Origin of the sequence: Azospirillum sp. A26 (assembly GCF_042604635.1) — a bacterium.
GTDB classification, from domain to species: domain Bacteria; phylum Pseudomonadota; class Alphaproteobacteria; order Azospirillales; family Azospirillaceae; genus Azospirillum; species Azospirillum palustre.
Window position 1 is genome coordinate 619119 of the sequence record NZ_CP170472.1, and the last position, 21525, is coordinate 640643.

General features: G+C 67.7%; 20 protein-coding genes. 12 read left to right on the plus strand and 8 right to left on the minus strand.

The features are described 5' to 3' along the window. Positions 1 to 142: 142 nt before the first annotated feature. Complete coding sequence (locus tag ABNQ39_RS03420; protein ID WP_376958945.1) at positions 143 to 340, plus strand: hypothetical protein; 198 nt, start codon at positions 143 to 145, stop codon at positions 338 to 340. Between the two features lie 63 nt (positions 341 to 403). On the opposite strand, the gene ABNQ39_RS03425 is transcribed toward ABNQ39_RS03420, so the two are convergent. The 3 genes from ABNQ39_RS03425 to ABNQ39_RS03435 all read right to left on the minus strand — a co-directional run bounded on the left by ABNQ39_RS03425 (position 404) and on the right by ABNQ39_RS03435 (position 5366). Then, the gene (locus tag ABNQ39_RS03425) at positions 404 to 1357 is read right to left on the minus strand and encodes an ACT domain-containing protein (protein WP_376958947.1); all 954 of its coding nucleotides are present in this window, start codon (positions 1355 to 1357) and stop codon (positions 404 to 406) included. 1 nt (position 1358) lies between these two features. Further along, the gene (gene mfd, locus ABNQ39_RS03430) at positions 1359 to 5000 is read right to left on the minus strand and encodes a transcription-repair coupling factor (protein ID WP_376958949.1); all 3642 of its coding nucleotides are present in this window, start codon (positions 4998 to 5000) and stop codon (positions 1359 to 1361) included. A 63-nt stretch (positions 5001 to 5063) separates the two neighbouring features. After that, positions 5064 to 5366 carry a succinate dehydrogenase assembly factor 2 gene (locus ABNQ39_RS03435; protein ID WP_376958951.1) on the minus strand — a complete coding sequence of 101 codons (303 nt, stop codon included), beginning with the start codon at positions 5364 to 5366 and terminating at the stop codon, positions 5064 to 5066. Positions 5367 to 5638: 272 nt separating this feature from the next. On the opposite strand from ABNQ39_RS03435, the gene sugE reads away from it, so the two are divergent. Next, positions 5639 to 5956: a quaternary ammonium compound efflux SMR transporter SugE gene (sugE, locus tag ABNQ39_RS03440; protein ID WP_098740076.1), complete on the plus strand. Its 318-nt coding sequence runs from the start codon at positions 5639 to 5641 to the stop codon at positions 5954 to 5956. Between the two features lie 14 nt (positions 5957 to 5970). On the opposite strand, the gene ABNQ39_RS03445 is transcribed toward sugE, so the two are convergent. The 4 genes from ABNQ39_RS03445 to tldD all read right to left on the minus strand — a co-directional run bounded on the left by ABNQ39_RS03445 (position 5971) and on the right by tldD (position 9109). Continuing rightward, positions 5971 to 6510 carry a glycine cleavage system protein R gene (locus ABNQ39_RS03445; RefSeq protein ID WP_376958953.1) on the minus strand — a complete coding sequence of 180 codons (540 nt, stop codon included), beginning with the start codon at positions 6508 to 6510 and terminating at the stop codon, positions 5971 to 5973. Positions 6511 to 6631: 121 nt separating this feature from the next. Continuing rightward, positions 6632 to 6919, minus strand: coding sequence for an immunity protein Tsi6 family protein (locus ABNQ39_RS03450; protein ID WP_376958955.1), 288 nt, complete (start codon positions 6917 to 6919; stop codon positions 6632 to 6634). 46 nt (positions 6920 to 6965) lie between these two features. After that, on the minus strand, positions 6966 to 7526 hold the full coding sequence (locus ABNQ39_RS03455) for a polymorphic toxin type 46 domain-containing protein (protein ID WP_376958957.1): 561 nt from the start codon (positions 7524 to 7526) through the stop codon (positions 6966 to 6968). Between the two features lie 149 nt (positions 7527 to 7675). After that, on the minus strand, positions 7676 to 9109 hold the full coding sequence (gene tldD, locus ABNQ39_RS03460; protein ID WP_098740072.1) for a metalloprotease TldD: 1434 nt from the start codon (positions 9107 to 9109) through the stop codon (positions 7676 to 7678). A 253-nt stretch (positions 9110 to 9362) separates the two neighbouring features. On the opposite strand from tldD, the gene ABNQ39_RS03465 reads away from it, so the two are divergent. From ABNQ39_RS03465 to ABNQ39_RS03510, 10 genes are all read left to right on the plus strand, one after another. Continuing rightward, the gene (locus ABNQ39_RS03465; protein WP_376958959.1) at positions 9363 to 10742 is read left to right on the plus strand and encodes a DUF3422 family protein; all 1380 of its coding nucleotides are present in this window, start codon (positions 9363 to 9365) and stop codon (positions 10740 to 10742) included. A gap of 740 nt (positions 10743 to 11482) precedes the next feature. Next, positions 11483 to 12331: a cytochrome c oxidase subunit II gene (gene coxB / locus ABNQ39_RS03470; RefSeq protein ID WP_376958961.1), complete on the plus strand. Its 849-nt coding sequence runs from the start codon at positions 11483 to 11485 to the stop codon at positions 12329 to 12331. A 119-nt stretch (positions 12332 to 12450) separates the two neighbouring features. Then, entirely contained in the window at positions 12451 to 14070 is a 1620-nt protein-coding gene (gene ctaD / locus ABNQ39_RS03475) for a cytochrome c oxidase subunit I (protein WP_376958963.1), read from the plus strand. Positions 14071 to 14235: 165 nt separating this feature from the next. After that, entirely contained in the window at positions 14236 to 15147 is a 912-nt protein-coding gene (cyoE, locus tag ABNQ39_RS03480) for a heme o synthase (RefSeq protein WP_376958965.1), read from the plus strand. Beyond that, entirely contained in the window at positions 15144 to 15329 is a 186-nt protein-coding gene (locus ABNQ39_RS03485; RefSeq protein WP_376958967.1) for a hypothetical protein, read from the plus strand. The genes cyoE and ABNQ39_RS03485 overlap by 4 nt, the downstream gene beginning before the upstream one ends. After that, on the plus strand, positions 15329 to 15973 hold the full coding sequence (locus tag ABNQ39_RS03490) for a cytochrome c oxidase assembly protein (protein WP_376958969.1): 645 nt from the start codon (positions 15329 to 15331) through the stop codon (positions 15971 to 15973). The genes ABNQ39_RS03485 and ABNQ39_RS03490 overlap by 1 nt, the downstream gene beginning before the upstream one ends. Positions 15974 to 15994: 21 nt before the next feature. Beyond that, positions 15995 to 16870: a cytochrome c oxidase subunit 3 gene (locus ABNQ39_RS03495; RefSeq protein ID WP_376958971.1), complete on the plus strand. Its 876-nt coding sequence runs from the start codon at positions 15995 to 15997 to the stop codon at positions 16868 to 16870. A gap of 72 nt (positions 16871 to 16942) precedes the next feature. Then, positions 16943 to 17314: a DUF983 domain-containing protein gene (locus ABNQ39_RS03500; protein WP_376958973.1), complete on the plus strand. Its 372-nt coding sequence runs from the start codon at positions 16943 to 16945 to the stop codon at positions 17312 to 17314. Next, a complete protein-coding gene (locus ABNQ39_RS03505; protein WP_376958975.1) occupies positions 17311 to 18123 on the plus strand; it encodes an SURF1 family protein in 813 nt (270 codons plus the stop codon). The genes ABNQ39_RS03500 and ABNQ39_RS03505 overlap by 4 nt, the downstream gene beginning before the upstream one ends. Next, positions 18101 to 19588 carry a carboxypeptidase M32 gene (locus ABNQ39_RS03510; protein WP_376958977.1) on the plus strand — a complete coding sequence of 496 codons (1488 nt, stop codon included), beginning with the start codon at positions 18101 to 18103 and terminating at the stop codon, positions 19586 to 19588. Before ABNQ39_RS03505 ends, ABNQ39_RS03510 begins: the two co-directional genes overlap by 23 nt. Positions 19589 to 20001: 413 nt before the next feature. On the opposite strand, the gene trpE is transcribed toward ABNQ39_RS03510, so the two are convergent. Continuing rightward, complete coding sequence (gene trpE / locus ABNQ39_RS03515) at positions 20002 to 21513, minus strand: anthranilate synthase component I (protein ID WP_376958979.1); 1512 nt, start codon at positions 21511 to 21513, stop codon at positions 20002 to 20004. Positions 21514 to 21525 lie beyond the last annotated feature (12 nt).

Consider the following 21525-nt stretch of genomic DNA (forward strand, 5'->3'; position numbering starts at 1 on the left):
GATAAATAAGCCCGGGCAACAGGAAAATTGTATTTCTTTACGACATACAATTTTTGAAACAGGACCGGAACCGGCGGGCCGGGCGCGCGGTTATCTGATCGGAACCGTTCGTGGGTTCAGCAAAAATCCGGAGATCGCCGCCATGGCCACCGAAGACCGTCCCGCTTCTCGCACCTCCGATGCCCCGTCCGAGGCCGCCCAGCGGATCGAGGACAAGCTGGTCGATGAGACCGGCAAGGCCTCCGGCGATCCCGACAAGCCGGTCCAGAAGAAGTGGGAAGAGATGGGCGAGCGCGAGGAGATCGCCGAGCGAAGCCAGCGGGAGGGCGGTGGCGCCTGATCGACCTTTCCCCGCTCCGCACCGACCGAAGGCCGGTCCGGGGCGGGGGAGGGCAATCCCGTCCTACCGCTTTACCGTGCAGGTCAGTGCCAGCACGTCCGCGGCCTTGTCGAGGTCGTCGGCGCGGACCAGCACATAGTCGGTGTTGTAGGTGGAGATCGCGAAGATCGGCAGATGGGCCTGGGCCAGCGGCACGGCGATGCGGGCCAGGATGCCGAACAGGGTGAAATCGACCACGCCCTCCACCCGGAAGGCGCGCCAGCCGCGTTCGGCCTTCACCCCCTCGGGCACGCGCTCCTCGCGGCAGAGGATCGACAGCTCCTCGCCGGTGCGGGTGGCGCCGACCAGTGGATCGGTCCAGTCGAGCCAGTCCGGCAGGCCGCTGCCCGGCGGCAGCTGCGCCACCGCCAGACGCTCGGGCAGGATCGACAGGGTCAGACCGGTCTGCTCGCGCACCAGGGCGGCGGTCAGCGTCGCCTCGTCCACCTCGAAGGGCTTCAGGATGCGGCGGGCGCGGGCGGCCAGCGACGGCACGCCGGAGCGCATGGCGCGGCCCAGCATCTCCGCCGAGGTGGCGCGCAGCCCGGCATCCGATTCGGCCAGATCGACCACCGCCTGCAAGGCGCTGGTCTGGACGATGCGGCTGGGGCTGTTCTCGAACCAGTCGGCCAGCAGGACGGCGGCACGGTGGCGCTGCTCCTCCGTCATGGTCAGGCGCGGCACGATCTGGGCGATGTGCCAGCGCACTTCTGCCTGCTCGATGGCGACGGCATCGGTCAGCAGATGCTCGACATAGGGGTCGAGCCAGCCGGCATTGCCGCGCGACACCCGCTCCAGCGCGTCGGCGGCGCGCATGCGCACGCTGGCATTGCGGTCGAACAGGCAGCCAACCAGTTCCGCCAGCTTGCCGCGGTCGGCCGCCACCTCATCGGCGACGGAGGGGGCGTCGCCCATCGCACGCCGGTCGCCGATGGCCAGACGGCGGGCCAGCGACGCATTGCGGATCAGCTCATCCATCTCAGCGCCGCCCGGTCGGACGGCCGAACCGCGACGGCGTGCCGAAGCGCGAAGCGATCTTGGCCCCGGTCGGCTTCGGCGGCAGCGGGGGAGGGGGCGGCGGCGGGGTCTCGCCGCGCGGCACGCCGCCGCCCGACGCCATCTCCGCCAGATCCTTGACCAGCTTCTGCACGCTGCGCACGCGGGCCTGCGGATCGGGCCACTCGCGGACATAGACCAGCTTGTGGTCGGGCCGCAGCTTCATCAGCGTCAGATGCTGGGCGATGTAGGTCAGCAGCTTGGCCGGCTCGGCATAGAAATTGTCGTGGAAGGCCAGCACCAGCCCCTTCGGACCGGCATCGACCCGGTCGATGTTGGCCTGTTTGCACCAGCGCTTGACGGTGACGACGTCCAGCAGGTTCTCGACCTCCTCCGGCAGCTTGCCGAAGCGGTCGATCAGCTCGGCGGCGAAGCCGTCCACCTCGGCGCGGTCGACCAGATCGGCGATGCGGCGGTAGAGCGACAGCCGCACCGTCAGGTCGGGGACGTAGCTTTCCGGGATCAGCACCGGCGTGCCCAGGTTGATCTGCGGCACCCATTCCTGCGCCGCCGCGGCGGCGACCGCGCCCTCCTGCATCGAGGCCCGCGCGCTGGCGACCGCCTCCTCCAGCATCTGCTGGTACAGCTCGACGCCGACCTCGCGCACCTGACCCGACTGTTCCTCGCCCAGCAGGTTGCCGGCGCCGCGGATGTCCATGTCGTGGCTGGCGAGCTGGAAGCCGGCGCCCAAGGAATCCAGCGTCTCGATGACGTGCAGGCGCTGCTGGGCGGTGCCGCTCAGCGGCTTGTTCGGCGCATAGGTCAGATAGGCGTAGCCGCGCTTCTTCGACCGGCCGACGCGCCCGCGGATCTGGTAGAGCTGCGCCAGCCCGAACAGGTCGGCGCGGTGGACGATCAGCGTGTTGGCGTTGGGAATGTCCAGCCCGCTCTCGATGATGTTGGTGGCGAGCAGAACCTCGAACTTGCCCTCGTCGAAGGCGGTCATCACGTCTTCCAGCTCGCTGGCCGGCATCTGGCCGTGGGCGGTGACGATCTTGACCTCGGGCACCAGCTCGCGCACGCGCTCGGCCACCTTCGCCAGATCCTCCACGCGCGGGCAGACATAGAAGCTCTGGCCGCCGCGGTAATGCTCGCGCAGGATCGCCTCGCGGATCACCACCGGGTCATAGGGCAGGACGAAGGTGCGCACCGCCAGACGGTCGACCGGCGGCGTCGCGATCAGCGACAGCTCGCGCACGCCGGACAGCGCCATCTGGAGCGTGCGCGGGATCGGCGTGGCGGTCAGCGTCAGGACATGGATGTCGGCGCGCAGCTCCTTCAGCCGCTCCTTCTGCTTCACGCCGAAATGCTGCTCCTCGTCGACGATGACCATGCCGAGCCGCTTGAAGTCGAGGCCCTTGGCGAGCAGGGCATGGGTGCCGACGACGATGTCGGCCGTGCCCTCCGCCAGCTCCTTCTTGACCAGCGTCTGTTCGCGCGCGGTGACCATGCGCGACAGCTGCACGACGCGCACCGGCAGCCCGTTGAAGCGGGTCGAGAAGGTGCGGAAATGCTGGCGGGCAAGCAGGGTGGTCGGCACGACGACGGCGACCTGCTTGCCGCTCATCGCCACCATGAAGGCGGCGCGCAGCGCCACCTCGGTCTTGCCGAAGCCGACGTCGCCGCAGACCAGCCGGTCCATCGGCCGGCCGCTGCCGAGGTCGGTGAAGATGTCCTCGATGGCCTTCAGCTGGTCGTCGGTCTCGGGATAGGGGAAGCGGGCGGCGAACTCCTGATAGACGCCTTCCGGGGTCAGCACCGGATCGGCCTTCTTCAGCATGCGCTCCGCCGCGATCTTCAGCAGGGCTTCCGCCATGTCCTTCAGGCGCTTCTTGACCCTGGCCTTGCGGCCCTGCCAGCCGGCGCCGCCCAGCTTGTCGAGCTGGACATTGGCGTCCTCCGAGCCGTAGCGCGACAGCACCTCGATGTTCTCGACCGGGACATAGAGCTTGTCGCCGCCCTCGTAGATCAGGCGCAGGCAATCGTGCGGCGCGCCGGTGACCTCCAGCGTCTCCAGCCCATCATAGCGGCCGATGCCGTGGTCCATATGGACGACGATGTCGCCCTCATGCAGGGCGGAATGCTCGGCGATGAAGTTGGCGGCCTTGCGCTTCTTCTTCTGGGGACGGACCAAGCGGTCGCCGAGGATGTCCTGCTCGGTGATGACGGCGAGGTCGGCGGAGGTGAAGCCGTGCTCCATCCCCAGCACGATGGTGCCGATGATGCCGCGGTCGAAGCGGCGGACATCCTCCATGCTCTCCGCCGGCTCCAGGCCGGGGATGCCGTGGTCGGCCAGCACGTTGGACAGGCGGTCGCGCGAGCCGGCGGAATATCCCGCGATCAGCACGCGGCGCCCGTCTGCGCGCAGCGCCCGGATATGGTCCTTCACCGCGTCGAAGACGTTCACGTCGGGGCGGTTGCGCTCCTCGGCGAAGTCATGGCCGCGCTTGCCGCCGGCGTCCACCGTCCCCTTGATGCCGGGGGGCGTCGAGAAGATCTGGAGCTGCGCCACCGCGCGCTCCGCCAGCAGCGCGTCCCAGCCGATCCCGTCGAGGAACATCGAGGCGACCGGCACCGGCTTGTAGACCGGGGAGCCCGTCCGCTTCTCGATGGTCATCATGCCGTCGCGCGAGGCGTGGAAATCGACCACCTGGGCGATGCGGGCGTCGCGCGCCTCGTTGGCCTGATGGTCCAGGCTGACGATGCCGCGCGGCAGATAGTCCAGCACCGTGTCCATGCTTTCGTGGAACAGCGGCAGCCAATGCTCCATCCCGCCATAGCTGCGCCCGGCGGAAATCGCCTCGTAGAGCGGATCGTCGTCGGTCACCGCGCCGAACAGCTCGCGGTAGCCGGAGCGGAAACGGGCGATCCCGGCCTCGTCGAGGAAGACCTCCGACATCGGCTTCAGCTCGACGCTGTCGCGCTTGTCGGTGGTGCGCTGGGTCATCGGATCGAAGGCGCGCACGCCCTCCAGCTCGTCGCCGAACAGGTCGAGGCGCAGCGGCTCTTCCGTGCCGGGCGGGAACAGGTCGACGATGCCGCCGCGCACGGCGAACTCGCCGGGCTCCCGCACCGTCTGGGCGCGGGTGTAGCCGTTGCCGGCGAGGTAGCGTTGCAGCTTCTCCAGGTCGATCCGGTCGCGCAGCTTGGCGGAGAACACCGCGTTCTTGAAGGCGCTGCGCGGCGGCACCTTCTGCACCACGGCATTGACCGTGGTCAGCACGATCAGCGGCGCCAGCCCGTCGCGGTTCGATGCCGCCTCGCGCCGGGCGATCAGCCGGGTCAGCGTGTCGATGCGCCGGGCGACGATGCCGCCGTTGGGCGATACCCGGTCATAGGGCAGGCAGTCCCAGGCCGGGAAGGTCAGCACCTCCAGCTTCGGCGCGAAGAAGGCCAGCGCCTCCGCCAGCAGGGCGCAGCGCGTGTCGTCCAGCGCCACATGCAGCAGGCCATAGCCGCCGGCCTTCTGCGCAAGCTCCGCCAGGATGCGGGCGTCATGACCCTCGGGCGCGCCGCCGATCAGGAGTCGGCCGGCGCGGCCGGGCTGGAGATCGTAACTGACCAAAGGAAGATGCCTCGGAGATGCGGGGACAGTCTGAAAACGTCGGGAGCCTTGACCGCGGCTCCGTCAGGAGCCTTGACGTGGTGTGTAACGGAACGCCGTCAACAGGCGCATCACATCGCTGTCATGCTCCACCGGGACCGGCTCGCGCCCGGACATCCAGTCGTAGAGGTCGGGATCCCCAAGCTCCAGCAGCGCCTCGAAGCGGTCGAGCATGGCGTGGTCGAACTCGCCGACATGGGCATCGGCAAAGCTGCCCATCAGCAGGTCCATCTCGCGCGTGCCGCGGTGCCAGGAGCGGAAGCGCAGCCGCTTGCGCCGGTTCTCGAGCGATTCGGCCTTCTCGGGAGCCGGTGCCTTGGAAGCCATGTGGGAGCCGTTTTCGGTCATTGCTGTCCAACGTCGAAAGCCCCCAGCGCCACCAGCGGCGAAGGGGGAACCATTCAGGAACCCCATCCTGCACGGGCCAGCGTGGCGATGCAACATTCGCCGCCCATCCTGACCTGCCCGACTTGACCCGCGCGTCTTGACTGGGCGGGCGGGCTGTCCTATCTGCGGTCTGGCCCGCGGGGACGACCCCGCCGATTGCAGAGGCAAACCGGGTGGGGACGACCCCGCCATTCCAGGACGGAGGTACCGTCATGGCGTGGGTCACGCTGTTCTTCGCCGGTCTTTTCGAAATCGGTTGGGCCGTCGGCCTGAAATACACCGAAGGCTTCACCCGTCTGGTTCCCAGCGTGCTGACCGCCGCGGCGATGCTGGCAAGCATCCTGCTGCTGGGGGCGGCGCTGAAGACGCTGCCGCTCGGCACCGCCTATGCGGTGTGGACGGGAATCGGCACGGTCGGCACCGCGTTGCTCGGCATGATGCTGTTCGGCGAACCCGCCGGCGCGCTGCGTCTGCTGTGCATCGCGGCAATCGTCGGCGGGATCGTCGGGCTGAAAGTCCTGCATGGGTGAGGGGGAAACCCCCCTCACAGCGCCTCCGCCCGGCAGGTCAGCCCCAGCGTTTCCGCGGTGTTGGCCACCGCCGAAAGGCAGACCTCCGCCCGCTCCGGCGGGATCGAAACCGAGAAGCGCAGGACATAGCGCTCGCCGGCGCGGTCGGGCAGGGTCTGCGCGTCCAGCCGCACGATGTTGGCGTCGAACTGGGTGAAGATCTCCGACAGGCGTGCGACGAGGCCGGGCTGGTCGCCGCCCGACACCTCGATGCGGTGGGTGACCATGGCTTGCGGACCCGGCTGGGGATCGAAGGCGAAAGGGGTGACCTTCACCTCGGCGCCGGCCAGGACGGGCAGGGACGACAGGCTGGCCTGGACCTCCGCCACCGTCAGGGCGGTGGGCAGTTCACAGACGGCGGAGAACTCGGCCCCGCTGCCCAGCGAGGCGAAGGTGGCGTCGCGCAGGTTGATGCCCTGTTCGAACAGGTGGCTGGTGATACCGGATACCAGCCCGACCCGGTCGGGGCAGAAGGTGGAAACCAGGGCCAGCCCAGCGGTCGATTCCGTCGCCATCGCACATCTCCCGTTTTGATCTTGCCGTTTTGCTTTTCTTCGACGGGCACGGGTTCGGCCGTGCCGTCCGGAAGGGCGATCATCGAAGCGGGGTGCCGGGAACGCCAGCGGAAAATGGCGTTCAGAAGCCGAACAGGCGGCGGGTCGCAGCGCTGATGGCGTGAAGCTCCGCCGCCAGCGCCGGGTCGGCATCGTCGACATAATGGGAGGCGAGCAGGCCGAAATTCAGCTCGTCGGCGCGGTCGAGCCGCTCGGCCCCGTCCCGCGCCGCTCCGTCCACATAGTCGAGCTGGCGCTGGATGCTGCTCAGCCAGCTGTTTTCCGGTTCCCGCCGGGCCAGCACGGCAACCCCGGCCTGGGCCTGCGCGATGCGGCGGCGCAACTCGTCGACGGTGGCGATGTCGGGCATGGCGGGACTCCGGTTGCGATGGAGGGGTTGCGATTGCGGCGGCGGGTTACTGTACCAGACCGCCGCTGGTGACGCCGGCCTTCACGCTGTTCGGCACCACGACCTGGGCGCAGCCGCCCGCCGTCTGAACGCTGGTGCCGGGGGTGGTCCAGCTGTCGACGATGGGTGCGGCAACCGATTTCAGCCCCTGGCCGGCGGGCAGGACCGCCTTGTATTCGGCCCGGCCGGCACCGGAGATGCCGAGGCAGTCGGGCGTTGCCGTCACCACGGGCGAGAAGAAGTTGCCGAAGCGGACGCTGTCGTAGCCGGTGCGGACATACTGGTACCAGCCGGTGCCGGCGGCGACGTCGATCACCTCCAGCGGCTTGGAGAAATCGATTCCCTTGGCATCGTCGGCATAGCGGGCGGAAGTGAGGTCGGTGGAGGCATAGAAATAGCTCGCCACCACGACGCGGGCGTTCAGCTGATCGGCGCCGGTGCCGGGAGCCTTGGCGGCGGTCACCTGCTCGACGCTCGGGGCGGTCTGGGCATGGCCCGGAAGGGCCGCGGCCAGCGCCAGTCCGAAAGCGAGCGTCGTGGCTTTGAAAATGCGCGAAAAAGAATGCATCGGTGTTCATCCAATCCGGAAAGTTGAAAAACTCCGGAATGACGATACCGATGCAATCGGCGGCTCAAAGCCCGAAATACGAAAAGGGCCGGACCGCAGAAGCGATCCGACCCGTCATCGAGGCTCGGAAACGGTTAGGCGCCGCAGTGTCAGGCGGCGGTGCCGCCGACCGTCAGGCCTTCCAGCTTCAGCGTCGGCTGGCCGACGCCGACCGGCACGCCCTGGCCGTCCTTGCCGCAGGTGCCGACACCGGGGTCGAGCCGGCTGTCGTTGCCGATCATCGACACGCGGGTCAGGCTGTCCGGGCCGTTGCCGATCAGGGTGGCGCCCTTCACCGCCGGGCCCAACTTGCCGTCCTCGATCAGGTAGGCTTCGCTGGCCGAGAAGACGAACTTGCCGTTGGTGATGTCCACCTGGCCGCCGCCGAAATTCTTGGCGTAGATGCCCTTCTTGACCGAGGCGATGATCTCGTCCGGGCTGTGGTTGCCGTTGCGCATCACCGTGTTGGTCATGCGCGGCATCGGGTTGTAGGCGAAGCTCTGGCGCCGGCCGTTGCCGGTCGGGCGCATGCCCATCAGGCGGGCGTTCATGCGGTCCTGCATGAAGCCGACCAGGATGCCGTCCTCGATCAGCGTGGTGCACTGGCCGGGCGTGCCCTCGTCATCGACGCTGATCGAGCCGCGCGAGTTCTCGATGGTGCCGTCGTCGACGATGGTGACGCCGGGGGCGGCGATGCGCTGGCCCAGCAGGCCGGAGAAGGCGGAGGTCTTCTTGCGGTTGAAGTCGCCCTCCAGCCCGTGGCCGATGGCCTCGTGCAGCAGGATGCCGGGCCAGCCGCTGCCCAGCACCACCGTCATCTCGCCGGCCGGGGCGGGGACGGAGGACAGGTTGACCAGCGCCTGCCGCAGCGCCTCGTCGACGAAGCCGCGCCAGGTTTCCGGCTGGATGTAATGTTCGTAGGTGACGCGGCCGCCGCCACCATAGCCGCCGGTCTCCATCCGGTCGCCCTCGGCCACCACGACGGAGACGTTCAGGCGGACCAGCGGGCGCAGGTCGGCGACGCGCACGCCGTCGGCGCGCAGGATCTGCACCGCCTGCCATTCGCCGCTGATCGAGCAGCTGACCTGCCGGACGCGCTCGTCCTTGGCGCGGGCATAGGCGTCGATGTCGGCCAGCAGCTTCACCTTCTCTTCGAAGGGGACGAGGTGCAGGGGGTTGTCGGGGATGTAGAGCGCGCGGTTGGTGCCGGCCGGCGGCTCGGCCAGCGTGCCGGTGTGGCCGGCCTGCACGGCGCGCACGGTGGCGGCGGCGCGGCGGATCGCCTCTTCCGACAGGTTGCTGGCATGGGCATAGCCGGTCGCCTCGCCGGCGATGGCGCGCAGGCCGAAGCCCTGGGTGGTGTCGAAGCTGGCGGATTTCAGCTTCCCATCGTCCCAGCCCAGCGACTCGCTCTGGGCGTATTCGAGGTAGAGTTCCCCATCGTCGGCACTGTGCAGGGCGTCCTGCACGACGCCTTCCACGCGGGCGCGGTCCATGCCGGCGCGGTTGAAGAAGAGATCGTCGGTGACGGCAAGCGCGCTCATGAAAACTCCGAACCTGTGATGGGGCGGAACCCGGCCTGCCCGGCCCGCGGGGAGTAGCGGCCTTGTTCCATGGTAGGACACAGTGTCATAGCGGGCGATCTCGCGCCGCACCGTACGATGTGTTCTAACGGACAGACTATAGTGTGGCGACGCTGGCGCGATCCGGCAAGTTCGCCGATGCCCGATTGTGTAACCTTACGGCGGGCGGCCAGACGGCAGCCAGAGGGGCGGTGCTGGGATGGCGGAGGGGATCATGACCGACGGTGTGGCGCGGACGACAGCCGATACCCTGAACCGCGCCGGCCTGACCGGACCCGGCGGCGCCATGTCCGGCCTGCGCCCGCTGCGCGACCATCCGCTGCGCCAGACGCTCACCAACGAGGTGCATGCCCGCCCGCCGGAGGCGCTGGCCGCCCCGGTGCGCGCCACCATGCTGGCGATGCTGTCGGGCGAAGGGGCGGCGGAGGCCGACCGCCGGCATCTGGAGGCTCTGTGCGACTGGGCCGGCGTCGTCCGTCCGCCGCAGGGCGCCACCCACCACAGCGCCTCCTTCGGCAGCTTCCACCTGAAGTGGGAGCGCCACACCGAGTTTTCGACCTGGACGGTCTTCCGTCCCAGCGCCATGCCGGCCGGCTCCGTTGTCGATCCCTTCGTGGATCCGGCGCTGCACGCCCTGCCGCGCGACTGGCTGGCCGGGCTGCCGGGCGAACTGCTGGTCGGCATTCATGTCGCGGTGCTCGATCCCGACACGCCGGAGCCCTCGGCCAACATGATGGCGGCGATGTTCGGCTCGGAAAGCTATGTCGGGTCGCGAATCGCCGGCCGGTCGGCCACCGCCTGGACCGACTTCCGCATCCATGGCGACGGCTTCTCCCGCATGCTGGTCGCCGACCATTCGATGACGCCGCGCCAGACCGGCCGCGTCGTCCAGCGCCTGCTGGAGATCGAGACCTACCGCGTGCTGGCCCTGCTGGCCCTGCCGATGGCGCGCGGCGTGCTGCCGCGAATCGGCCCGATCGAGGCCGGGCTGGCCGAGGTCACCGCCCGCATCGCCAGCCTGCGCGGCTTGCAGGACGAGCGCGACCTGCTCGACCGCCTGACCCTGCTGGCGGCGCAGACCGAGCAGATCGCCGCCGAGACCGCCTACCGATTCGGTGCCGCCCGCGCCTATCACGAGCTGGTGGAGCGGCGAATCGAGGAGCTGCGCGAGATCCGGATCGAGGGGTTGCAGACCGTCCAGGAGTTCATGGACCGCCGCCTGACCCCGGCGATCCGCACCTGCGAGGCGGTGGAGGAGCGGCTCGATTCGCTGTCGCAGCGCGTCGCGCGGGCCAGCACGCTGCTGCGCACACGCGTCGAGATCGCGGTGGAAGGGCAGAATGCCGAGCTGCTCCAGTCGATGGACCGCCGCGCGCAGTTGCAGCTTCGCTTGCAGGAGACGGTCGAGGGGCTGTCGGTGGTGGCGATCAGCTATTACCTCGTCGGCATCGTCGGCTATGCGGCCAAGGGCTTGAAAGGCTTCGGCCTCAAGGTCGACCCCGACCTGTTGGTCGGGCTGATGATCCCCATCGTCATCGCCTTCGTCTGGTCGGGCGTCAGGCGGATTCGCAAGGTGCTGGTCGGCGGGCATTGACCGGCGCGGTTGCCGCCTGGCTGGTTCAGGCCCCACCTGATCCTTCCAAGGCGCCAACCCGGATGTTCGCTTGCCGTCGAAGCCAAGCGCGTCCCTTATCGACCGTCATCCCCGCGAATGCGGGGATCCAGTGTTTGCCAAGCAGGATCAATGAGTAAGCCTGGATCCCCGCCTTCGCGGGGATGACGCTGAAAGAGGTTCCGGCACGTCGGCAAGCGGGCGGCAAGGGGGCGGCATTCCGCAAGTTGGCGCCTATCACCTTCGCGCATCTGGCGGCACGCCTGGGCCTTGCCCATCCTTCTTCCCTGAGTCGCGCGCCGCCGCCGCAACAATCCTGCGCGCCAGGACTTGAGCGCTCGCATTCATTTCCCGAAGCGAACCCTGAGAAAATCAGCTGGTCCAACGGACTGCGGCGGAATGCCGCATGGCACGACCCCCGTTTCCGCTCAACCTTTGTACTCACGGTTCATCTGAATGTGAGGAAAAATCTATGCAAACGATGGGGCAATCGGTGGGAGAGAGGAAAGGCTTGTAACCCAGCGGGGCACGGGGATAAGCTCCGGCTGCGGGTATATGTCGCGCTAAGATGGCGTGATCCCTGCATAAACTGACGTTCGCTGATAAGCCCAACCATGGACCGCGCGAACAGAAACCGGTCCGGATCAACAGGGCGGAGGGAGCGTCGGCGGGAGAGACGACCGCGGGCCATGACGAGCGTCGCGGCTAAGAAGGGGTTGGGGATGAGAAGGCAAAGCCTGTACGCCGCCGGCCTGGCGGCGGTCCTGTCGATGGTGGGCGGCTGGAGCACGGCTGTCCTGGCGAACGAGCCGCGACCGTGGGAAATGGGCATGCAGCCCTCCGCCTCGCCGGTCAAACACCTGATGACCTCGTTCAACGACCTGCTGACCGTCGTCATCACGCTGATCGTGATCTTCGTCGCGGGGCTGATGGCCTATTGCGTCGTCCGGTTCAACGCGAAGAGGAACCCGGTCCCGTCCAGGACCTCGCACCACACGCTGCTCGAGGTCGCCTGGACCGTGGTCCCGGTCATCATTCTGATCGTGATCGCCGTTCCGTCCTTCAAGCTGCTCTATGCGGCGGAGCGCATTCCGCAGGCCGACATGACCATCAAGGTGATCGGCCACCAGTGGTATTGGGATTACGAATATCCCGACCACGGCAACATCACCTTCTCCAGCTACATGATCGCCGAAGCCGACCTGAAGCCCGGCCAGAAGCGCCTGCTGGAGGTCGACAACCGCGTGGTCGTTCCGGTCAACACCACCGTCCGCGTGCTGGTGACGGCCGGCGACGTGATCCATTCCTGGGCGGTTCCCGCCTTCGGCCTGAAGAAGGACGGCGTGCCCGGCCGCATCAACGAGACCTGGTTCAAGGCCGAGCGCGAAGGCGTCTATTACGGCCAGTGCTCCGAGATCTGCGGCACCAACCATGGCTTCATGCCGATCGCGGTCGAAGCCGTGTCGAAAGAGGCGTTCGACGCCTGGGTCGCCAAGGCCAAGACCGCCTACGCGCCCAAGGACGGCGACCGCGACGTGGCGCAGCGCCCGACCGGAACGCTGGTCGAGTAAGCGGACTTCGCACAGCCCGCCACAGGGACGACGCGATAAGAAGAACCCAACCCAGCTGCCGGCGCTCCGCGACAGACCGGATCGGACGGCGGCCAGGGACAGCGACAAAGGGTAGAGACATGGCAAACGCCACACCGGGACATGGTGAGCATGTGGGTGACCATGGGCACGGGCATGACGATCATCACGTCCCCGGCTTCGTGCAGCGCTGGTTCTATTCGACCAACCACAAGGACATCGGCACGCTCTATCTGATCTTCTCGGTCATCGCCGGGCTGATCGGCGGCCTGTTCTCCGTCATCATGCGGGCGGAGCTTCAGTCGCCGGGGCTGCAGATCGTCTCCGACGGCCAGATGTGGAATGTGCTGATCACGGCGCACGGCCTGATCATGGTGTTCTTCGTGGTGATGCCGGCGCTGATCGGCGGCTTCGGCAACTGGTTCGTGCCGCTCATGATCGGCGCGCCCGACATGGCGTTCCCGCGCATGAACAACATCAGCTTCTGGCTGATCGTGCCGGCCTTCCTGCTGCTGCTGGGCTCCGCCTTCGTCGGCACCGGCGCCGGCACCGGATGGACGATCTACCCGCCGCTGTCCTCGCCGCTGGGGCACAGCGGGCCGTCGGTCGACATGGCGATCTTCGCCCTGCATCTGGCCGGCGCCAGCTCGATCCTGGGCGCGGTGAACTTCATCACCACCATCTTCAACATGCGCGCTCCGGGCATGACGCTGCACAAGATGCCGCTGTTCGTCTGGGCGATGCTGGTGACGGCCTTCCTGCTGCTGCTGGCGGTCCCGGTCCTGGGCGGCGCCATCACCATGCTGCTGACCGACCGCAACTTCGGCACCACCTTCTTCAACCCCGAAGGCGGCGGCGACCCGATCCTGTTCCAGCATCTGTTCTGGTTCTTCGGCCACCCCGAAGTCTACATCATGATCCTGCCGGCCTTCGGCATCATCAGCCACATCGTGTCGACCTTCTCCAAGAAGCCGGTGTTCGGCTATCTCGGCATGGCCTACGCCATGGTCGCCATCGGCGTGGTCGGCTTCGTCGTGTGGGCGCACCACATGTACACGGTCGGTCTGGACGTCAACACCAAGGCCTACTTCACCGCCGCCACCATGATCATCGCGGTGCCGACCGGCGTGAAGATCTTCTCCTGGATCGCCACCATGTGGGGCGGCTCGATCGAGTTCCGGGTGCCGATGCTGTGGGCGCTGGGCTTCATCTTCCTGTTCACGGTCGGCGGCGTCACCGGCGTGGTGCTGGCGAACGGCGGCCTCGACAACTACATGCACGACACCTACTACGTCGTGGCGCACTTCCACTATGTGCTGTCGCTGGGCGCGGTGTTCTCGATCTTCGCCGGCTGGTACTACTGGATCGGCAAGATGTCGGGGCGCCAGTATCCGGAGTTCTGGGGCAAGGTCCATTTCTACACCACCTTCATCGGCGTCAACCTGGTGTTCTTCCCGCAGCACTTCCTCGGCCTGTCGGGCATGCCCCGCCGCATTCCGGATTATCCGGATGCCTTCTGGGGCTGGAACATGATCTCGTCGCTGGGCGCCTATCTCTCCTTCGCCTCCACCCTGCTGTTCGTGTGGATCGCCTGGAAGACTCTGCGCAGCGGCGAACGGGTGCCGGGCGCCTATTGGGGCCCGCAGGCCGGCACGCTGGAATGGACGGTCAGCTCGCCGCCGCCGTTCCATGCGTTCGAGACGTTGCCCCAGGTCAAGTAAGCGTGCTAACGGGCGGGCGTCGCCGTGAAGGAGGCACCCGCCCGATACAAGGGACACCGATACAGGGGACCAGGCCGAGCAGCCCGAAAATGGGCGCCGGTGTGGAGGGTGCCGGGGTGACGACTTTTTGTTGGAAGGCCCGGGGTTAGAAGACAAGGACATGATATGACGGACGTGACGAACGAACTGGCGCTCAACCACACAGGGGGCGCGTCGGCCGGTGACTTCATCGAGTTGCTCAAGCCGCGGGTCATGTCGCTTGTGGTCTTCACCGGGCTGGCCGGCATCGTGCTGGCGCCCGGCCACATCCACCCCTTCCTGGCCTTGGTCGCCGTCCTGTGCATCGCTGTCGGCGCCGGGGCGTCGGGTGCCATCAACATGTGGTACGACCGCGACATCGACGCGGTGATGACCCGCACGGTGAAGCGCCCAATCCCGTCGGGCCGTGTCGAGCCTGCCGAGGCCCTCGGCTTCGGCGTCACCCTGTCGGTGCTGTCGGTGGTGGTGATGGGGCTGGCGGTGAACTGGACCGCATCGGCGCTGCTGGCGCTGACCATCGGCTTCTACGTCTTCGTCTACACCATGTGGCTGAAGCGCCGGACCCCGCAGAACATCGTGATCGGCGGGGCAGCCGGTGCCTTCCCGCCGATGATCGGCTGGGCCGCGGTGACCGGGAACGTCGATCTGCCGTCGATCCTGCTGTTCCTGCTGATCTTCCTGTGGACGCCGCCGCATTTCTGGGCGCTGGCCCTGTTCCGCAACAGCGACTACACCCGCGCCGGCGTGCCGATGATGCCGGTGGTGGCGGGCGAGGCGGCGACCAAGCGGCAGATGCTGCTCTATACGCTGATCCTGCTGCCGGTGGCCGCGGCGCCGTCCTTCGTCGGCATCGCCGGTCCGGTCTATCTGGCGGTTTCGGCCATCCTCGGCCTGATGTTCGTCGGCTGCGCCGTCCGCGTCCTGCGGGCAAACGACGACAAGCCGGCCAAGAAGATGTTCGGTTTCTCGATCCTGTACCTGTTCCTGCTGTTCGCCGTGATGATGGGCGAGCGGCTTATCCTTGGAGGGTGGGCATGACGGTGATGGAACGCGACGGCCTGACCGATACCCGCAACTCCGTCGAAGAGCAGCGCCGGCAGGAGGCCGCCCTGCGGGCCAAAAAGCTGCGCGGGCGCAATCTGGCCGTTCTGGCGGCCCTGCTGGCCCTGGTGGTCCTGTTCTACGCGATCACCGTCGTCCGGATGGGCGGGGCGCACTGATGAACCGGCGCGACGACAGGCTGCGCCGCCGCAACCGCCTCGTCCTCGGCACGCTGTTCGGGCTGGTGGCGGGGATGATCGGGCTGACCTATGCGTCGGTCCCGCTCTACAACCTGTTCTGCTCGGTCACCGGCTTCGGCGGCACCACCCAGCGGGCCGAACAGGCCGCGGCGCGTGTCGTCGAGCGCACGGTGACCGTCCGCTTCAACGCCGACACCAACTCGGCCCTTCCCTGGGGCTTCCGGCCGGAACAGAAGGATCTGGTGCTTAAGCTGGGCGAGACCGGTTTCGCCGCCTACCGGGCGGAGAATCGTGGGAAGGCGCCCACCGTCGGCACCGCCGTCTACAACGTCACGCCGGAAAAGGCGGGCGCCTATTTCAACAAGATGCAGTGCTTCTGCTTCACCGAGCAGGTTCTCGAACCCGGTCAGGTCGTGGACATGCCGGTGACTTTCTTCGTCGACCCGTCGATGGCCGACGACCCGAACATGGACGACGTGAGCACCATCACGCTGTCCTACACCTTCTTCCGCGCCAAGGACAGCGAGGCCAGGCTGGCACAGCACACGGCCGCCGCATCGACGTCCCCGGCGCCGGAGTCAGGAAAACAAAAGGCGGAGCCGGGGGCGACCGCCACAAACTGAACCATATGGGGTAGTGAGACGATGGCCGACATCACCCACGGGCAAATGCCGCACGCCGAACCATCAGCCCATGAACCGGGCGCCGGCATCCCGCATCCCTACCATCTGCTGAAGCCGAGCCCCTGGCCGCTGATCGGCGCCTTTTCCGGCGGGCTTCTGGCGACCGGTCTGGTCATCTTCATGCACGGCGGCGGCAAGCTGCTGATGATCCTGGGTGTGCTGGCCATCCTGGTGACGATGTTCGGCTGGTGGCGGTCGGTCATCCGGGAATCGGTGGTGGAGCGTGCCCACACGCCGGTGGTGAAGATCGGCCTGCGTTACGGCATGGCGCTGTTCATCGCGTCGGAGGTGATGTTCTTCGCCGCCTTCTTCTGGGCCTTCTTCCATGCGGCGCTGGAACCGAAGGTGTCGCCGCTCAATCCCGACGCCATCTGGCCGCCGCCGAACGTGCATGTCATCGACGCCTTCGACATGCCGCTGATGATGACGCTGACCCTGCTGCTGTCGGGCGTCACCGTCACCTGGGCCCATCATGCCATCATCGAGGGGCACAACCGCACGGCAGCCAAGGCGCTGGGCCTGACCGTGCTGCTCGGCGTCCTGTTCAGCTTCTTCCAGGTCTATGAGTACGTCCACGCCTCCTTCAAGTTCACCGACGGCATCTTCCCCTCGACCTTCTACATGGCGACCGGCTTCCACGGCTTCCATGTGCTGGTCGGCACCATCTTCCTGGCGGTGTGCTGGTTCCGGACGAACAAGGGGCACTTCACCCCGGAAAGCCATTTCGGTTTCGAGGCGGCGGCTTGGTACTGGCACTTCGTCGACGTCGTCTGGCTGTTCCTGTTCGTGTCGGTCTACTGGTGGGGTGGTCATGGAGGCGTGGTCGCCGTCCACTGACGCGACCGGTGCCGAGCCGTTCCGGCGGCGGTCTGTATCGCTGCCGGAACGGTCCGGACTGGAGGTGATGGCGTGATCGATCTCTACCCCAGTGTTTCGCCCTTGTCGGCGGGCCTGCGCAGCGTCTGCCCGCGCTGCGGCAAGGGACGGCTGTACGACGGCTATCTGACCGTCGCCGAGCGCTGCAATGTCTGCGATCTGGATTTTTCGCAGGTCGACAGCGGCGACGGGCCGGCCGTCTTTCTGATCTTCATCCTGGGCTTCCTCGTCGTGCCGGTGGCGCTCTGGGTGTCGATGACGGTGGACTGGCCGCTGTGGCTGCATGCCATCGTCTGGAGCATCGTCGTGCTGGGCCTGACGCTGGGCATGCTGCGGCCGGCCAAGGCCGCCGTGATCGCCCTCCAGTACCGTTACCGCCGCAGCGAAGTGGAGAAGGGCTCTTGAGCGCAACCGCGGTCGAGACGGCGGGGCGGCGGCATTTCCGCCCAACGCTGGGGGCGACTTTGGTCACGCTGGCCGGGCTCGCGGTCACCATCGGGCTCGGCACATGGCAGCTGGAGCGGCTGCACTGGAAGCAGGAGCTGATCGCCCGGATCGACCGGCAGATGGCCGCGCCGCCCGCGCCGCTGCCCGCCCGGATCGACGATCCCGCCGCCTGGGAGTTCCGGCCGGTGACGCTCGCCGGGCATTTCCTGAACGACAAGGACCTGCTGGTGATCGCCCGCCCGCACCAGGGGCAGGTCGGTTACGAGGTGCTGACCCCGTTCGAACGGGCCGACGGGGCCGGCGTTGTGCTGGTCAACCGCGGCTTCGTGCCGATGGACCGCCGCGATCCGGCGGCCCGCGCCGCCGCCCGGGTGGAGGGCGAGACGACCGTCAGGGGCATCGTCCGCGTGCCGCAGCCGCCCGGTTTCTTCCAGCCCGGCAACGGCACCCCGGCGCCCGGTTCCGCCTGGATGCGCGCCGATCCTCCGGCGATGGCCGCCGCGCTGTCGCTAAGCGGCGTCGAGCCCGTGGTGGTGGAAATGCTGCCGGGGCAGGGGAGCGGGCAGGGTGCCGGTCTGCCCGGTGCGCCGGCCGGGACGCTGGCGGGGATCGAGCCGCGGGTGGAGTTGCCGAACAACCATTTGCAGTATGCCTTGACCTGGTACGGGCTTGCGGTGACGCTCGCCGGGATCTACGTGCTGTCACAGCGCAAGCGCGCCGACACCGGAACCGACGGACGACCCGATGACCGCATATCAGGAGCTTGAACGCCGCCACGCCCGCATCGCCGCCATCGGCGACGCGCTGGGCATTCTCGGCTGGGACACCCAGACGATCATGCCGGAGGGGGCCAACGACGGCCGGGCGGAGCAGACCGCGACCCTGTCGGTGATCGCCCACGAGCTGGCGACCGATCCGCGCATGGGCGATCTGCTGGCCGAGGCGGAGAGCGACGGTAGCCTCGACGCCTGGCAGCGCGCCAACCTGCGCGAGATGCGCCGCCACCACATCCAGGCCACCGCCGTTCCCGCCGATCTGGTCGAGGCGACCAGCAAGGCGGTGTCGGTCTGCGAGATGACCTGGCGCGCCGCACGGGCGGAGAGCGACTATGCCAAGCTGCTGCCCTCGCTGACCGAGGTTCTGGCCCGCGTCCGCGAAGGGGCTGAGGCGCTCGGCTCGGTGATGGGGATCAGCGCCTATGATGCGCTGCTCGACAGCCACGATCCGGGTGCGCGGGCGGAGCGGATCGACGCGCTGTTCGCCGATCTGTCCGGCTTCCTGCCCGACCTGATCGGCCGCGTCCTCGACAAGCAGGCGGCGGCGCCGGCGGTGACCGAGCCGCAGGGGCCGTTCGCGGTGGAGAAGCAGCGCGAGCTTGGCGTCCGCATGATGGAGCGGCTGGGCTTCGACTTCCGCCGCGGCCGGCTGGACGTGTCGCTGCATCCCTTCTGCGGCGGGGCCACCGGCGATGTGCGCATCACCACCCGCTACGACGAGGCGAACTTCACCGATGCGCTGATGGGCATCCTGCACGAGACCGGCCATGCGCTGTACGAGCAGAACCGCCCGGCCGCGTGGCTGACCCAGCCGGTCGGCCAGTCCCGCGGCATGGCGGTGCACGAGAGCCAGTCTCTGCTGATGGAGATGCAGGCCTGCCGCTCGGCCGAGTTCATCACCTGGCTGGCGCCGGTGGTGCGCGAGACCTTCGCCGGGGAGGGGCCGGCCTGGGAGGCCGACAATCTGCGCCGCCTCTACAGCCGGGTGGAGCGCGGCTTCATCCGCGTCAATGCCGACGAGGTGACCTATCCCGCCCACATCATCCTGCGCTACCGGCTGGAAAAGGCGCTGGTCGCCGGTGACCTGACCCTGCCGGACCTGCCGGGCGCCTGGAACGACGGCATGGCCGAACTGGTGGGGGTGGTCCCGCCGAACGACCGGCTCGGCTGTTTGCAGGACATCCACTGGCCCGGCGGCGGCTGGGGCTATTTCCCCAGCTACACGCTGGGCGCGATGACCGCGGCCCAGCTGTTCGATGCCGCCCGCACCGCCGATCCGGAGATCGTCCCGGCGCTGTCGCGTGGCGAGTTCGCGCCGCTGGTGAACTGGCTGCGGGTGAATGTCCACCAGACGGGTTGCTTCCACGCCTCCGGCGACGAGCTGCTGACCGCGGCGACCGGCCGGCCGCTCGACGCGTCGGTGTTCAAGCGGCATCTGGAGCGGCGGTATCTCTGACCGTCAACTCGCGGAAGGCGTGCGGAAGCCTCTTGGCAAGCGCGGGAAATGGCTTATCTTTAAGGACAGGTGCATCGAGGCCGGCCAGCCCCGATGCACCCATCCGATCAGCGGTTCAGAAGATCAAGGCACGCCTTGACGATCTGCAACAGCAGGATCAGGAGTGTGAGGATTTTCTCCATCCTCTTTTCTCCCTTGTTCGTGTGCGGCGGTGGCGGCCTATCCGCCACCCCGTTCACACTCTCCCACTATAGATGCATGGTTGCAGATGTATGCCGCTCTACCGTCCGGCGGCGTGCATTTTTCTGTGGATAATCCGGAATGGCAGGAGCCGTTCCATTGTCCCGCAACCGTTTTTGCATGAAAAAGGCCGCCCCGTGAGGCGGCCTTTCCGTTGAGCGCGGCTGTAACGATCACCCGCGCGCGGTGGTGCGCAGGGTCTCCTCGGCGGCGCGGATCAGCGCCATCGACTTGTTGACGGTCTCCTGATACTCGGCCTCCGGGTCGCTGTCGGCGACGACGCCGCCGCCGGCCTGGACATACATCATGCCGTCCTTCAGCACGGCGGTGCGCAGCGCGATGCAGGTGTCCATGGCGCCCGACGCGCCGAAATAGCCGACGCAGCCGGCATAGACGCCGCGCCGAGCCTTTTCCAGCTCATCGATGATCTCCATGGCGCGAACCTTCGGCGCACCGGACACCGTGCCGGCGGGGAAGCCGGCGACCAGCGCGTCGAGCGCGTCGAACGTCGGATCGAGGTCGCCCTCGACGTTGGAGACGATGTGCATGACGTGGCTGTAAAGCTCCACGATCATCTTGGACGTCACCTTGACGGTGCCGACCTTCGCCACCCGGCCGACGTCGTTGCGGCCGAGGTCGAGCAGCATCAAATGCTCGGCCAGCTCCTTGGGGTCGCTCAGCAGGTCGGCGGCCAGCGCCTCGTCCTCCGCCGTGGTGGTGCCGCGCTTGCGCGTGCCGGCGATGGGTCGGACGGTGACCTTGCCGTCGCGCACGCGCACCAGGATTTCCGGACTGGAGCCAACGACGGTCAGGTCGCCGAAGTCGCAGTGGAACAGGAAGGGCGACGGGTTGAGGCGGCGCAGCGTGCGGTACAGCGCCAGCGGCGATGGCTTGAAAGGGAAACGGATGCGCTGGGACGGCACGACCTGGAAGATGTCGCCGGCCCGGATGTACTCCTTCGCCTTCTCCACCATCGCGTGATACTCCTCGCGCGTGGTGTTGGAGGTCCAGGCCAGCGGCAACTCGGTTTCCGCCCGCGGCTCCCGCCGGTAGGGCAGGGGGCGTTCCAGATCGGCCAGCGCGTCGGTCAGCCGCTCCCGCGCGTCGGCGTAGGCGGTGGCGGCGTCCTTGCCGGGCTTCGGCCAGACCGGCGTCACCAGCGTGATCGAATCGGTGTGGCTGTCGAAGATGGCAACGATGCTGGGCCGGGTCAGGATGGCGTCCGGGATGTTCAGCTCGTCCGGATTGTTGTCCGGCAGCCGCTCCATCAGGCGGACCATGTCGTAGGTCATGTAGCCGAACAGGCCGGCGGCCATCGGCGGCAGCGCTTCCGGCAGGTCGATCCGGCTCTCGTCGATCAGCGCGCGCAGCTCGTCCAGCGGTGCCTTGTCGAGCGGCTTGAAGGCATCGCGGTCGTGCAGCGCGTCGCGGTTGATCTCCGCCCGGTTGCCGCGCGACCGCCACACCACGTCCGGCTTGAAGCCGATCACCGAATAGCGGTCGCGCCGCGACCCCGCACCGCGCTCCGCCGACTCCAGCAGGAAGCCGAAGGGACGGCCGTCCGCCAGCTTCATATAGGCGGAGACCGGGGTCTCCAGATCGCTGACCAGCGTGGTCCACACCACCTGCGGCCGACCGGCGGCGTAAGCGGCATCGAAGCTGGTGTTATCGGGCTGGACCTTCACGGCACGAGACCT